At 57.5% G+C, this 13,242-nt stretch carries 14 protein-coding genes; all 14 read right to left on the bottom strand.

What is annotated here, in order from left to right:
* Positions 1 to 17: 17 nt before the first annotated feature.
* Positions 18 to 1,850 carry a glutamine--fructose-6-phosphate transaminase (isomerizing) gene (gene glmS / locus AB4N43_RS16610; RefSeq protein WP_027926218.1) on the bottom strand — a complete coding sequence of 611 codons (1,833 nt, stop codon included), beginning with the start codon at positions 1,848 to 1,850 and terminating at the stop codon, positions 18 to 20.
* A gap of 1 nt (position 1,851) precedes the next feature.
* On the bottom strand, positions 1,852 to 2,628 hold the full coding sequence (locus AB4N43_RS16605) for a DeoR/GlpR family DNA-binding transcription regulator (protein WP_027926217.1): 777 nt from the start codon (positions 2,626 to 2,628) through the stop codon (positions 1,852 to 1,854).
* Positions 2,629 to 2,808: 180 nt separating this feature from the next.
* The gene (glmU, locus tag AB4N43_RS16600; RefSeq protein WP_460151725.1) at positions 2,809 to 4,176 is read right to left on the bottom strand and encodes a bifunctional UDP-N-acetylglucosamine diphosphorylase/glucosamine-1-phosphate N-acetyltransferase GlmU; all 1,368 of its coding nucleotides are present in this window, start codon (positions 4,174 to 4,176) and stop codon (positions 2,809 to 2,811) included.
* Between the two features lie 115 nt (positions 4,177 to 4,291).
* Complete coding sequence (locus AB4N43_RS16595) at positions 4,292 to 4,717, bottom strand: F0F1 ATP synthase subunit epsilon (RefSeq protein ID WP_123433228.1); 426 nt, start codon at positions 4,715 to 4,717, stop codon at positions 4,292 to 4,294.
* 45 nt (positions 4,718 to 4,762) lie between these two features.
* Entirely contained in the window at positions 4,763 to 6,142 is a 1,380-nt protein-coding gene (atpD, locus tag AB4N43_RS16590) for a F0F1 ATP synthase subunit beta (protein WP_027926214.1), read from the bottom strand.
* 27 nt (positions 6,143 to 6,169) lie between these two features.
* Positions 6,170 to 7,030, bottom strand: coding sequence for a F0F1 ATP synthase subunit gamma (atpG, locus tag AB4N43_RS16585; RefSeq protein ID WP_027926213.1), 861 nt, complete (start codon positions 7,028 to 7,030; stop codon positions 6,170 to 6,172).
* A 50-nt stretch (positions 7,031 to 7,080) separates the two neighbouring features.
* Positions 7,081 to 8,625 carry a F0F1 ATP synthase subunit alpha gene (gene atpA / locus AB4N43_RS16580; protein WP_027926212.1) on the bottom strand — a complete coding sequence of 515 codons (1,545 nt, stop codon included), beginning with the start codon at positions 8,623 to 8,625 and terminating at the stop codon, positions 7,081 to 7,083.
* Positions 8,626 to 8,646: 21 nt separating this feature from the next.
* On the bottom strand, positions 8,647 to 9,183 hold the full coding sequence (locus tag AB4N43_RS16575; RefSeq protein ID WP_027926211.1) for a F0F1 ATP synthase subunit delta: 537 nt from the start codon (positions 9,181 to 9,183) through the stop codon (positions 8,647 to 8,649).
* A gap of 12 nt (positions 9,184 to 9,195) precedes the next feature.
* Positions 9,196 to 9,666: a F0F1 ATP synthase subunit B gene (locus tag AB4N43_RS16570; protein ID WP_008027535.1), complete on the bottom strand. Its 471-nt coding sequence runs from the start codon at positions 9,664 to 9,666 to the stop codon at positions 9,196 to 9,198.
* Positions 9,667 to 9,722: 56 nt separating this feature from the next.
* Positions 9,723 to 9,980: a F0F1 ATP synthase subunit C gene (gene atpE, locus AB4N43_RS16565; protein WP_002555987.1), complete on the bottom strand. Its 258-nt coding sequence runs from the start codon at positions 9,978 to 9,980 to the stop codon at positions 9,723 to 9,725.
* A 133-nt stretch (positions 9,981 to 10,113) separates the two neighbouring features.
* The gene (gene atpB, locus AB4N43_RS16560) at positions 10,114 to 10,983 is read right to left on the bottom strand and encodes a F0F1 ATP synthase subunit A (protein WP_027926210.1); all 870 of its coding nucleotides are present in this window, start codon (positions 10,981 to 10,983) and stop codon (positions 10,114 to 10,116) included.
* A 16-nt stretch (positions 10,984 to 10,999) separates the two neighbouring features.
* Positions 11,000 to 11,407, bottom strand: coding sequence for a F0F1 ATP synthase subunit I (locus AB4N43_RS16555; RefSeq protein WP_027926209.1), 408 nt, complete (start codon positions 11,405 to 11,407; stop codon positions 11,000 to 11,002).
* Positions 11,408 to 11,555: 148 nt separating this feature from the next.
* Positions 11,556 to 12,428: a ParB/RepB/Spo0J family partition protein gene (locus tag AB4N43_RS16550; protein ID WP_008027541.1), complete on the bottom strand. Its 873-nt coding sequence runs from the start codon at positions 12,426 to 12,428 to the stop codon at positions 11,556 to 11,558.
* Positions 12,429 to 12,437: 9 nt separating this feature from the next.
* Entirely contained in the window at positions 12,438 to 13,235 is a 798-nt protein-coding gene (locus tag AB4N43_RS16545; protein ID WP_027926208.1) for a ParA family protein, read from the bottom strand.
* Positions 13,236 to 13,242 lie beyond the last annotated feature (7 nt).

The raw sequence follows: 13,242 nt of genomic DNA, 5'->3' as shown, positions 1-13,242 counted from the left end.
GGTCACCTGTGGATAACTTATTCCACTGTCACCGACTTCGCCAGGTTACGCGGCTGGTCAACGTCCGTGCCTTTCAGCACAGCAACGTAGTACGACAGCAACTGCAGCGGGATGGTGTAGAGGATCGGCGACAGGATGTCGTGGATGTGCGGCATGTGCACAACGTGCGTGCCTTCGCCATTGGTCATGCCGGCTTTCTCGTCTGCGAAGACGATCAACTGGCCACCACGGGCGCGGACTTCCTGGAGGTTGGATTTCAACTTCTCCAGCAGCTCGTTGTTCGGCGCCACAGTCACCACCGGCATGTCGTTATCCACAAGCGCTAACGGACCGTGTTTCAGTTCGCCAGCCGGGTAGGCTTCAGCGTGGATGTAGGAGATTTCCTTGAGTTTCAGGGCTCCTTCCATCGCTACCGGGAATTGCGCGCCACGGCCGAGGAACAGCGTGTGGTTTTTCTCGGCGAACAGCTCGGCGATTTTCTCCACGGTGCTGTCCATGGCCAAGGCTTCGCCCAAGCGGGTTGGCAGACGGCGCAGTTCTTCGACCAATGTGGCTTCGACGCCCTTGGCCAAAGTGCCGCGAACCTGCCCCAGGGACAGGGTCAGCAACAGCAGGCCTACCAATTGAGTGGTGAAGGCTTTGGTCGAGGCCACGCCGATTTCGCGACCGGCCTGGGTCAGCAAGGTCAGGTCGGATTCACGCACCAGCGAACTGATGCCGACGTTGCAGATCGCCAGGCTCGCGAGGAAACCCAGTTCCTTGGCGTTGCGCAGGGCAGCCAGGGTGTCGGCGGTTTCGCCGGACTGGGAAATGGTCACGAACAGCGTGTCGGGTTGCACCACGACTTTGCGGTAGCGGAATTCGCTGGCAACTTCGACCTGGCACGGGATCCCGGCCAACTCTTCGAGCCAGTAACGGGCAACCATACCGGCGTGATAGCTGGTGCCGCAGGCAACGATCTGCACGTTGCGCACTTTGGCGAACAGCTCGGCAGCCTGTGGACCGAATGCCTGTACCAGCACGCCGTTCGGGCTCAGGCGGCCTTCGAGGGTGCGCTGAACAACAGACGGTTGCTCGTGGATTTCCTTGAGCATGAAGTGGCGGAACTCGCCCTTGTCGGCGGCTTCGGCACCGTCGCGGTACTGCACGGTTTCGCGCTCGACAGCTTTGCCGTCAACGTCCCAGATATGCACGCTGTCGCGGCGAATCTCGGCGATATCGCCTTCTTCCAGGTACATGAAACGGTCAGTGACCTGACGCAGGGCCAATTGGTCGGAAGCTAGGAAGTTTTCACCCAGGCCCAGACCAATCACCAACGGGCTACCACTGCGAGCGGCGACCAGGCGATCCGGCTGCTTGGCGCTGATGACCGCCAGGCCGTAAGCACCGTGCAACTCCTTGACGGTGGCTTTGAGGGCCGCGGTCAGGTCGGGCAAATCCTTGAGTTTGTGGTTCAGCAGGTGAGCGATGACTTCGGTGTCGGTGTCCGAGGTGAACACATAACCCAAGGCTTTCAGCTGTTCACGCAGGGCTTCGTGGTTTTCGATGATGCCGTTGTGCACCACGGCCAGGTCGCCGGAGAAATGCGGGTGGGCGTTGCGCTCGCACGGCGCGCCGTGGGTGGCCCAGCGGGTGTGGGCGATGCCGAGGCGACCGACCAGAGGCTCGGCCTCGAGTGCCAGTTCCAGCTCGCTGACCTTGCCCGGACGACGCATGCGCTCGAGTTTCTCATCGTTGGTGAAGACCGCCACACCGGCGCTGTCGTAGCCACGGTATTCCAGGCGCTTGAGGCCTTCGAGCAAGATGGCGGTAATGTTACGTTCTGCGACTGCGCCGACAATTCCACACATGCTATTTCTCCTGACTGACAGCCGCGCAAATCAAATTGATGCCGCGGGCCTGAATCTGATCGCGTGCCTCCAGCGGCAAGCGATCATCGGTAATAAGGGTATGGACGCTGCTCCATGGCAGTTCCAGGTTGGGGATTTTGCGGCCGATCTTATCGGCCTCCACCATCACGACGACTTCACGGGCGACTTCGGCCATGACCCGGCTGAGCCCCAGCAATTCGTTGAAGGTGGTCGTACCGCGGACCAGGTCGATACCATCGGCACCGATAAACAACTGATCAAAGTCGTAAGAGCGTAGTACCTGCTCAGCGACCTGCCCCTGAAAGGACTCGGAATGCGGGTCCCAGGTGCCGCCGGTCATCAACAGCACCGGTTCGTGCTCAAGCTCGCTCAAGGCATTGGCCACGTGCAACGAGTTGGTCATCACCACCAGCCCCGGTTGCTGACCGAGTTCCGGGATCATGGCCGCCGTGGTACTGCCGCTGTCGATGATGATCCGCGCATGCTCGCGAATCCGCGTGACCGCGGCGCGAGCAATGGCTTGTTTGTATTTGGAGACAGGTTGGCCGATGTCAGCCACCAATTCTTGAGGCATGGTGATCGCTCCGCCGTAACGACGTAGCAGCAGGCCATTACTCTCAAGCGCCGCCAGATCCTTGCGAATCGTAACTTCCGACGTTTCGAAGCGTTTTGCCAGCTCGTCCACACTGACTTCGCCCTGCTCGTTGAGCAAGGTGAGGATATTGTGGCGGCGTTGGGGTGTATTGCGCTTCGACATGGCTTAGTAAGTTTCGATTCGAAAGATAACGGAAGCAATCAAAACCTATCGGCGAAACTTCGTCAAGCGTGTTGGGATAAAAAGGCCTGTGTATAACCAAAAAAAATCGCAGCTTGAGGTGAGGGCTCTGAAGGCCGTTCTCAGGCTGCGATTTTGTTGTTTAGAAGGGCTGTGGATAACTCAGCTCTTCTTGACCTTCTCCGGCCGCTTCCAGCCGTCGATATTCTTCTGCCGTGCCCGACCTACCGCCAATTGTGCGTTATCCACATTCTGCGTAATGGTTGAACCGGCCGCCGTGGTCGCACCGGAAGAGATATCCACAGGCGCTACCAACGAATTGTTGGAACCGATGAAAACGTCTTCACCCAGCACGGTTTTCCACTTGTTGGCGCCGTCGTAGTTGCACGTGATGGTGCCCGCGCCAATGTTGGTGCGCGCGCCGACCTCGGCATCACCCAGGTAAGTCAGGTGACCGGCCTTCGCGCCTTCGCCCAAGTGAGCGTTCTTCAGTTCAACAAAGTTACCCACATGCGCGCGCGCGTCAAGGACAGTGCCCGGACGCAGGCGTGCGAATGGGCCGGCATCGCTGCCTTCGCCCAGAATCGCACCTTCGATATGGCTGTTGGCCTTGATCACCACGCCTTTGCGCAGGGTGCTGTCCTTGATCACACAGTTAGGGCCGATCACCACGTCGTCTTCAATGACGACTTTGCCTTCGAGGATCACGTTGATGTCGATCAGCACATCGCGGCCAACGGTGACTTCGCCGCGCACATCGAAACGAGCCGGGTCGCGCAGGGTCACGCCTTGGGCCATCAAACGGCGGCCGGAGCGCAATTGATAGTGACGCTCGAGTTCGGAAAGTTGCTTGCGGTCGTTGGCGCCCTGCACTTCCATGGCGTCGTGCGGCTGCTCGGTGGCGACCACCAAACCATCGTTGACCGCCATGGCGATCACGTCAGTCAGGTAATACTCGCCCTGGGCATTGTTGTTGGAGAGACGGCTCATCCAGCTACCCAGTTGGGCGAAAGGCAGGGCGAGAATCCCGGTGTTGCCTTCAGTGATCGCACGCTCGGCTTCGTTGGCGTCTTTTTGCTCAACGATTGCCGTGACCTTGCCAGCGTCATCGCGGACGATGCGGCCATAGCCGGTCGGGTCGTCCAGCTCGACAGTCAACAGGCCCAGTTGTTGCGGCGCGACTTTCTTGAGCAGGCGTTGCAGGGTGTCGACTTCAATCAGCGGCACGTCGCCGTAGAGAATGAGTACGGTATCGGACTCAATGAACGGCACAGCCTGAGCCACGGCATGACCGGTACCCAATTGTTTGTCCTGAAGGACGAAATTCAGGTCATCCGCCGCCAGGCGCTCACGTACGGCTTCAGCGCCATGGCCGATCACCACATGGATGCGCTGTGGATCAAGTTGGCGGGCGCTGTGGATAACATGGCCAAGCATCGAGTTGCCGGCAATCGGGTGCAGAACTTTCGGCAACGCCGAACGCATGCGCGTGCCTTGGCCGGCAGCGAGAATAACGATTTCAAGTGACATGACTGGCTACCAATCCTGGGTGGTCAGCGGCTGCGACCAGGTTATGAACGTCGGAAAAGAAAAAGGGTAGCCGAGGCTACCCTTTTTAATCAATCGCGCAACAAGTGATGGCCTATTAGCGGCCAAACTTCTTGCGGATCTGCTGGACGGTGCGCAGCTGTGCTGCAGCCTCGGCCAGACGTGCGGAAGCAGAACCGTAGTCGAATTCCGCGCCCCGCTCATGCAGGGCTTTCTCGGCAGCCTTGACGGCTTCCTGAGCGGAGGCTTCATCCAGGTCGCCAGCACGTTGCACGGTGTCGGCAAGAACCTTGACCATGTTCGGCTGAACTTCGAGGAAACCACCAGAGATGTAATACACCTCCTCTTCCCCGCCCTGCTTGACCAGGCGGATCGGGCCCGGCTTGAGATTAGTGATCAACGGCGCGTGACCCAGGGCGATACCAAGATCACCCAGTGCACCGTGCGCAATCACCATCTCGACCAGACCGGAAAAGATTTCTCCTTCCGCGCTGACGATATCGCAATGGACTGTCATAGCCATCTGATTGCCTCAACCTAAATTAGCGCCCGTTTCCGGGCGCCGGGATTACAGTTTCTTGGCTTTCTCGATCGCTTCTTCGATGCCGCCGACCATGTAGAACGCTTGTTCTGGCAGGTGGTCGTAGTCACCGTTGAGGATGCCTTTGAAGCCAGCAATGGTGTCTTTCAGGGAAACGTATTTACCCGAAGCACCGGTGAAGACTTCAGCCACGAAGAACGGCTGCGACAAGAAACGCTGGATCTTACGAGCACGGTTTACCAACTGCTTGTCGGCTTCCGACAGCTCGTCCATACCCAGGATCGCAATGATGTCCTTCAGTTCTTTGTAACGCTGCAGAACATACTGTACACCGCGAGCGGTGTCGTAGTGGTCCTGGCCGATTACGTTCGGGTCCAGCTGGCGCGAAGTCGAGTCGAGTGGATCGACCGCTGGGTAGATACCCAGGGAAGCGATGTCACGGGACAGAACGACGGTGGCGTCCAAGTGGGCGAAGGTGGTCGCTGGCGACGGGTCAGTCAAGTCATCCGCAGGTACGTATACCGCTTGGATCGAGGTGATCGAACCGTTTTTGGTCGAAGTGATACGCTCTTGCAGAGTACCCATCTCTTCGGCCAGGGTCGGCTGGTAACCTACTGCGGAAGGCATACGGCCCAGCAGTGCGGATACTTCAGTACCGGCCAGGGTGTAACGATAGATGTTGTCGACGAACAGCAGAACGTCGTTACCTTCGTCACGGAACTTCTCGGCCATGGTCAGGCCGGTCAGTGCTACGCGCAGACGGTTACCCGGCGGCTCGTTCATCTGACCGTAAACCAGTGCCACTTTGTCCAGAACGTTGGAATCCTTCATCTCGTGGTAGAAGTCGTTACCCTCACGAGTACGCTCACCCACACCGGCGAACACGGAATAACCGCTGTGCTCGATGGCGATGTTACGGATCAGTTCCATCATGTTTACGGTTTTGCCTACACCGGCACCACCGAACAGACCGACTTTACCACCCTTGGCGAACGGGCAAACCAGGTCGATAACCTTGATGCCGGTTTCCAGCAGGTCGTTGCCGCCCGCTTGTTCTGCGAAGGTTGGCGCAGGACGGTGAATGCCCCAGCGCTCGTCGGTGTCGATCGGGCCAGCTTCGTCGATCGGGTTGCCCAGAACGTCCATGATCCGGCCCAGAGTCGCTTTACCGACCGGTACGGAAATGGCTGCGCCGGAGTCGATGACGTCCAGACCACGCTTCAAGCCCTCGGTGGAGCCCATCGCAATGGTACGAACCACGCCGTCGCCCAGCTGTTGCTGAACTTCCAGAGTGGTTGCGGCCGCGCTTTGTACAGTCAGCGCGTTGTAGATGCTCGGTACGCTGTCGCGTGGGAATTCCACGTCGATAACGGCGCCGATGATTTGAACGATACGTCCGCTACTCATAGCTGGATCCTCTGAATATTTGAACCGTTAAACCGCGGCAGCGCCGCCGACGATTTCCGAGATCTCTTGGGTGATCGCAGCCTGACGCGCCTTGTTGTAGACCAGCTGCAAATCGCTGATCAAATCACCGGCGTTGTCGGTAGCGTTCTTCATCGCGATCATCCGCGCAGCTTGTTCAGCCGCGTTGTTCTCGACCACCGCCTGGTAGACCTGCGACTCCACGTAACGGACCATCAAGCCGTCAAGCAGCTCTTTGGCATCCGGTTCGTAGAGATAGTCCCAGTGGTGCTTGAGGCCTTGATCCGGGGTTGCCACCAATGGAATCAACTGCTCCACGGTAGGCGTTTGCGTCATGGTGTTGATGAACTTGTTGGACACCACGGACAGGCGATCAATACGGCCGTCCAGGTAGGCATCCAGCATCACCTTGACGCTGCCGATCAAGTCATTGATCGACGGCTCTTCACCCAGGTGGCTGATAGCTGCTACGACGTTGCCGCCGAAGTTGCGGAAGAAAGCCGCACCCTTGCTACCCACTACACACAGATCGATCTCGACGCCGTTTTCGCGGTTTACCGCCATGTCCTTGACCAGGGCCTTGAACAGGTTGGTGTTCAAACCACCACACAAACCACGGTCACTGCTCACCACGACGTAACCGACGCGCTTGATTTCGCGGTCGATCATGAACGGGTGGCGATATTCCGGGTTGGCGTTGGCCAAATGACCAATAACCTGGCGGATGCGCTCCGCGTAAGGACGGCTAGCAGCCATGCGCATTTGTGCCTTGCGCATTTTACTGACCGCCACTTTTTCCATGGCGCTGGTAATCTTTTGCGTGCTTTTGATGCTCGCAATCTTACTGCGAATCTCTTTTGCGCCTGCCATGTAACACCTATCAGGTTAGCAAGCGGGAGCCTTGCGGCTCCCGCTGCGGCTTACCAGGTTTGGGTGGCCTTGAACTTCTCGATACCGGCTTTCATGCCAGCATCGATTTCGTCATTGAAGTCACCCTTCACGTTGATCTTCGCCATCAATTCGGCGTGATCGCGGTTGAAGAAAGCAATCAGCGCTTGTTCAAAGCTGCCGATCTTGGCGATTTCGACGTCAGTCAGGAACCCACGCTCAGCGGCATACAGCGACAGCGCCATGTCAGCGATCGACATAGGTGCGTATTGCTTCTGCTTCATCAGCTCGGTAACGCGCTGACCATGCTCAAGTTGCTTACGGGTCGCTTCGTCCAGGTCAGAAGCGAACTGGGCGAATGCCGCCAGTTCACGGTACTGAGCCAGAGCGGTACGGATACCACCGGAGAGCTTCTTGATGATCTTGGTCTGAGCGGCACCACCCACACGGGATACCGAAACACCGGCGTTCACAGCAGGACGGATCCCGGAGTTGAACATGGCCGATTCCAGGAAGATCTGACCGTCGGTGATGGAAATCACGTTGGTCGGAACGAACGCGGAAACGTCGCCAGCCTGGGTTTCGATGATCGGCAGTGCGGTCAGGGAACCGGTTTTGCCGGTCACTGCGCCGTTGGTGAACTTCTCTACGTATTCTTCCGAAACGCGGGATGCGCGCTCCAGCAGACGGGAGTGGAGATAGAACACGTCGCCTGGGTAAGCTTCACGGCCTGGTGGACGGCGCAGCAGCAGGGAAATCTGGCGGTAAGCCACTGCTTGCTTGGACAGATCGTCATAAACGATCAGCGCGTCTTCACCGCGGTCGCGGAAGAATTCACCCATGGTGCAACCGGAGTACGGTGCCAGGAATTGCAGTGCTGCAGATTCCGAAGCGCTCGCTGCCACGACGATGGTGTTAGCCAGTGCGCCGTTTTCTTCCAGCTTGCGAACCACGTTGGCGATGGTCGATTGTTTCTGACCAATGGCTACGTAGACGCAGAAAATGCCGCTGTCTTTCTGGTTGATGATCGCGTCGATCGCCAGAGCGGTTTTACCGATCTGACGGTCACCGATGATCAGCTCACGCTGGCCACGGCCGACAGGGATCATGGCATCGACAGCCTTGTAGCCAGTCTGTACAGGCTGGTCTACCGACTTACGCCAGATCACGCCTGGAGCAACTTTCTCGACCGCGTCGGTCAAGGTGTTGTTCAGCGGACCTTTGCCATCAACTGGGTTACCCAGTGCGTCGACTACGCGACCCAGCAGTTCCTTACCAACCGGAACTTCGAGGATACGGCCGGTGCACTTGGCGCTCATGCCTTCAGCCAGAGTCTGGTATGCGCCCAATACAACGGCACCTACAGAGTCTTGCTCCAGGTTGAGAGCCATACCGAAGACGCCGCCCGGAAACTCGATCATCTCGCCGTACATTACGTCGGCCAGACCGTGAATCCGCACGATACCGTCAGATACGCTGACGACAGTGCCTTCGTTACGGGCTTGGGAGGTCACATCGAGCTTGTCGATGCGGCCCTTGATAATTTCACTTATTTCGGAAGGATTGAGTTGCTGCATTGCTCTGCTGCCCCTTCAAACTCAAGATTTCAATGCTTCGGCAAGATTCGCGAGTTTGCCGCGAATCGAACCATCGATTACCAGGTCGCCGGCGCGAATGATGACACCACCAATAAGGGCGGCATCCTCCGCAACTTGCAGGCGCACTTCCCGGTTGAGTCGTGCACTGAGAACCTTGGCGAGTTTGTCTTGCTGTTCTTGGTTCAATGCAAAAGCACTGGTGACTTCAACGTCTACCGACTTCTCTTGTTCGGCCTTGTACAGGTCAAACAGAGCGGCGATCTCCGGCAACAGCGGGAGACGGTCGTTTTCGGCAACGACGTTAATGAAGTTCTGTGCCTTGGCATCAAACTTGTCGCCGCACACGTCAATAAACGTGGCGGCCTTGTTTGCGCTCGTCAGTCGCGGGGCCTTGAGCACGCGCTGCATGGTGTCGTCTTGCGACACTGCTGCAGCCAGGCCGAGCATGGCTGACCAAGAGGCCAGTTGCTGGTGGGCCTGGGCGTGCTCGAAGGCTGCCTTAGCGTAAGGTCGGGCCAACGTGGTCAATTCTGCCATGATCGCCCTCGCTTAAATTTCAGCAGCCAGTTTGTTTACCAGCTCCGCGTGCGCGTTTTGATCGATTGTGGCACCCAGGATCTTCTCGGCGCCGCCGACAGCCAGAGCACCCAGTTGGGCACGCAGCGCGTCTTTGACACTGTTCAGTTCCTGTTCGATCTCGGCCTGAGCCTGAACCTTCACACGGTCAGCGTCGATACGGGCCTTTTCAACAGCCTCTTCAACGATCTGGTTACCGCGTTTCTTGGCTTGCTCAATGATTTCGGCTGCCTGAGCTTTAGCTTCGCGCAGTTGTTGACCCGCTTTATCTTGGGCCAATTCCAGGTCGCGAGCTGCTCGGGCGGCAGCGTCCAGTCCATCCGCAATCTTCTTCTGACGTTCGTGCAAAGCCGCGATGACCGGAGGCCACACGAACTTCATGCAAAACAGTACAAAAATGAAGAACGCAACGGACTGGCCAATCAGGGTTGCATTAATGTTCACGCCAACACCTCGCTCGTTCGTTACACATCACACCAACTACTCGAAGGTTCGAGTAATTAGCCAGCGAGTTGACCAACGAATGGGTTCGCGAAGGTGAAGAACAGAGCGATACCAACACCGATCATGGTGACGGCGTCGAGCAGACCGGCAACGATGAACATTTTAACTTGCAGCATTGGAACCATTTCTGGCTGACGCGCTGCGCCTTCCAGGAACTTGCCGCCCAACAGGCCGAAACCAATTGCGGTACCCAGTGCGCCCAGGCCGATCAACAGTGCAACAGCGATAGCGGTTAGACCAACTACAGTTTCCATCTTTCCTCCCGACTTTTACGTCGTATGGTTTAGGTTTTTTAGATTTTAAAGCGGTAAAACAAATCGTTTCATAGCCCTGTTCGGGCACCCACTCGTTTGACCGAGTGGGACATCAGACTAGTCGAGACTGGTCTTAATGGTTCTCTTCGTGCGCCATCGAAAGGTAAACGATGGTCAGCATCATGAAGATAAACGCCTGCAGGGTGATGATCAGGATGTGGAACACAGCCCACGCCCACTGCAGAACTACGCCCAGGCCGCTAAGCCAGAGCAGACCGCTGCCGAACATCACAGCAATCAGAATGAAGACCAGTTCGCCGGCGTACATGTTGCCGAACAAACGCAGTGCCAGCGAGATTGGCTTGGCAACCAGCGTCACGAACTCCAGCAGGAAGTTCACCGGAATCAGCAGGGCCTGAACGAAGATGTTCTTGCTGCCGAACGGGTGCAGGGTCAGTTCGCCGATGAAGCCGCCGATGCCCTTGACCTTGATGCTGTAGAAAATGATCAGCGCGAACACCGACAGGGCCATACCCAGGGTCGCGTTCGGGTCAGTGGTCGACACTGCACGGAACGGAATGTGGTGGTCGCCGGTAATCAGGATGGCCAGCTGAGGAATCCAGTCGACCGGGATCAGGTCGACGGCGTTCATCAGGAACACCCAGACGAAGATGGTCAGTGCCAGCGGTGCAATCACCGGGCTACGGCCATGGAAGCTGTCTTTCACGCTGCCATCGACGAATTCGACCAATACTTCAACGAAGTTCTGCAAAGCACCAGGCTGACCGGAAGTCGCTTTCTTTGCCGCCATGCGGAAAAGAAGAACGAAGATCAGACCCAACGCGACCGACCAGCCGAGGGTATCGACGTGGAAAGCCCAGAAGCCCATTTCCTTGGCTTCTGCTGCGGTGTGGGCAAAACCCCACCCGCCAGTTGGGAGCTGACCGAAAGTCAGGTTCTGCAAGTGGTGCTGGATATAGCCCGAAGCGGTTGTTTCTGCCATGGTTGCCTCAAACGCCCTAAGGTCTCGAAAGTCTTGTTCTCATCAGCAGGGGCGCGAACCAGCTGACCAGTTGGGTCAACACGAAGACGCCGAATACAGCTAGCGGCGCCAATGGCTTCACACCTGCAAACGTCAATGCAAAGAGCACTGCCGTCAAAATCAGTTTGCCCGCCTCGCCGGCATAAAATGACCGGACAATGGCTTGAGCTGCTCGGGCGCCGGAAAACCGAAATGCCCTGTGAGCGAAATAAACATTGGGAAGCAAGGCTATCAGGCCTCCGCAAAGTCCTGAGTACCCGGCAACGACTCCATGCCATTGCCAAAGCGCCAAAGCAGCAATCAGCAAAACGACAAATTGAGCCATTAACACCGGAAAAACTGCCAGGCGATGGAACGGCAAGCGGTTTGGCGTGCGTCTTTCCATCACGTTTTCTCTCCAATGGTCGGCTGCCAGAAATCAATAACTTGGCATAATTTGTGCCGACAAAATGCGCGCAGAGTATAGGGGCGGTTCAGCCCCTATTCAACTGTCAGGTAGTGATTTCCGACTGCACGCTACATGAGGAAATGTTTCAACGAATGTGCGCAAGCACACCTTGCAGTTCGTCGAGGGAGTTGTAACCAATGACCAACTGCCCTTTCCCCTTCTTACCGTGGCGAATCTGCACCGCAGAGCCTAGGCGTTCGGCCAGGCGCTGTTCGAGTCGGGCTATATCAGGGTCCGGTTTTACCGGTTCGGCAGGCTCCTGTTTGCCACTCAACCACTGGCGAACCAGTGCTTCAGTTTGGCGCACCGTCAGCCCCCGTGCGACAACATGTCGCGCCCCTTCTACCTGTTGATTCTCCGGCAAACCGAGCAAAGCACGCGCATGACCCATTTCCAGGTCACCGTGCGACAGCATGGTTTTGATAACTTCCGGCAACGCGATCAAGCGTAGCAGGTTGGCCACGGTCACGCGGGATTTGCCCACCGCCTCCGCAACCTGTTGCTGAGTCAGCTGAAATTCCTGCTGCAAACGCTGCAACGCGACGGCTTCTTCGATCGGATTGAGGTCTTCGCGTTGAATGTTCTCGATCAGCGCCATGGCAATGGCCGTTTCATCCGGCACATCACGAACCATCGCCGGGATGGTTTCCTGGCCAGCCTGCTGGCTGGCGCGCCAGCGGCGTTCACCGGCAATGATTTCGAAGCGACCGCTGCCGATCGGGCGAACCACGATCGGCTGCATCACGCCCTGGGCCTTGATCGACTGCGCCAACTCTTCCAGCGCTTGAGGATCCATGTCCCGGCGGGGTTGGTACTTGCCGCGCTGGATCAGGTCCAGGGGCAGGTGCTGCAGCTCACGTTGGTCAGCTTGTACCGCTTGTTCTTCCAGCGAGCTGACAGTCGGACCACTCAGCAGTGCATCCAGTCCACGTCCGAGACCTCGTTTCTTGACGGCCATGGGGATTCCTTAAGTTGCCTGAGCGGCGGCGGTGCGTGAGTTTTTGCGCTGGCGGCGAACCATTTCGCCCGCCAAGGCCAGGTAGGCAATGGCGCCCCGTGAAGTCTTGTCGTACGCCAACGCCGGCATCCCATAACTTGGCGCTTCAGCCAAGCGAATGTTGCGCGGAATCACGGTGTCGTAAAGCTGCTCGCCGAAGTGTTCCTTGAGCTGCGCGGACACATCGTTCATCAGGCTCAGGCGCGGGTCGTACATGGTCCGCAACAGGCCTTCGACTTTCAGATTCGGGTTCAGCAGTTCAGCGATGCGCTTGATGTTATCCACAAGGTCGCTCAAACCTTCGAGCGCGAAGTATTCGCACTGCATGGGGATAATCACCCCATCGGCGGCCACCAGTGCGTTCAGCGTGAGCATCGACAACGACGGTGGGCAGTCGATCAAAATGTAATCGTAGTTTTCACGGATTGGCGCCAATGCACTGCGCAGGCGACTTTCCTTCATCTGCATTTCCAGCAGAACCACTTCGGCCGCCGTCAGGTCGCGGTTGGCCGGCAACAGCTGGTAACCACCATGCTCGGAGTAGTGCATGGCCTGGGCCAGGTCACATTCGCCGATCAGCAGGTCGTAGACCGAGTTTTCCAGGCCATGTTTATCCACACCGCTACCCATGGTGGCGTTGCCCTGTGGATCGAGATCGATCAGCAGCACCCGACGCTTGGTAGCGACCAGGGAAGCTGCGAGGTTGATGCAGGTGGTGGTTTTACCCACACCACCCTTTTGGTTCGCAATCGCGAATACCTTAGCCATTCTTGCT

Source organism: Pseudomonas sp. S2_B07, assembly GCF_054668435.1.
This window is presented reverse-complemented; position numbering and strand designations above follow the sequence as displayed.

Coding starts and splice junctions, on each gene's coding strand:
- AB4N43_RS16550 (WP_008027541.1), bottom strand. CDS start 12,428: ATGGCCGTCAAGAAACGAGGTCTCGGACGTGGACTGGATGCACTGCTG.
- atpA (WP_027926212.1), bottom strand. CDS start 8,625: ATGCAGCAACTCAATCCTTCCGAAATAAGTGAAATTATCAAGGGCCGC.
- AB4N43_RS16605 (WP_027926217.1), bottom strand. CDS start 2,628: ATGTCGAAGCGCAATACACCCCAACGCCGCCACAATATCCTCACCTTG.
- atpD (WP_027926214.1), bottom strand. CDS start 6,142: ATGAGTAGCGGACGTATCGTTCAAATCATCGGCGCCGTTATCGACGTG.
- AB4N43_RS16555 (WP_027926209.1), bottom strand. CDS start 11,407: ATGGAAAGACGCACGCCAAACCGCTTGCCGTTCCATCGCCTGGCAGTT.
- AB4N43_RS16575 (WP_027926211.1), bottom strand. CDS start 9,183: ATGGCAGAATTGACCACGTTGGCCCGACCTTACGCTAAGGCAGCCTTC.
- AB4N43_RS16545 (WP_027926208.1), bottom strand. CDS start 13,235: ATGGCTAAGGTATTCGCGATTGCGAACCAAAAGGGTGGTGTGGGTAAA.
- glmU (WP_460151725.1), bottom strand. CDS start 4,176: ATGTCACTTGAAATCGTTATTCTCGCTGCCGGCCAAGGCACGCGCATG.
- glmS (WP_027926218.1), bottom strand. CDS start 1,850: ATGTGTGGAATTGTCGGCGCAGTCGCAGAACGTAACATTACCGCCATC.
- atpE (WP_002555987.1), bottom strand. CDS start 9,980: ATGGAAACTGTAGTTGGTCTAACCGCTATCGCTGTTGCACTGTTGATC.
- atpG (WP_027926213.1), bottom strand. CDS start 7,030: ATGGCAGGCGCAAAAGAGATTCGCAGTAAGATTGCGAGCATCAAAAGC.
- AB4N43_RS16595 (WP_123433228.1), bottom strand. CDS start 4,717: ATGGCTATGACAGTCCATTGCGATATCGTCAGCGCGGAAGGAGAAATC.
- atpB (WP_027926210.1), bottom strand. CDS start 10,983: ATGGCAGAAACAACCGCTTCGGGCTATATCCAGCACCACTTGCAGAAC.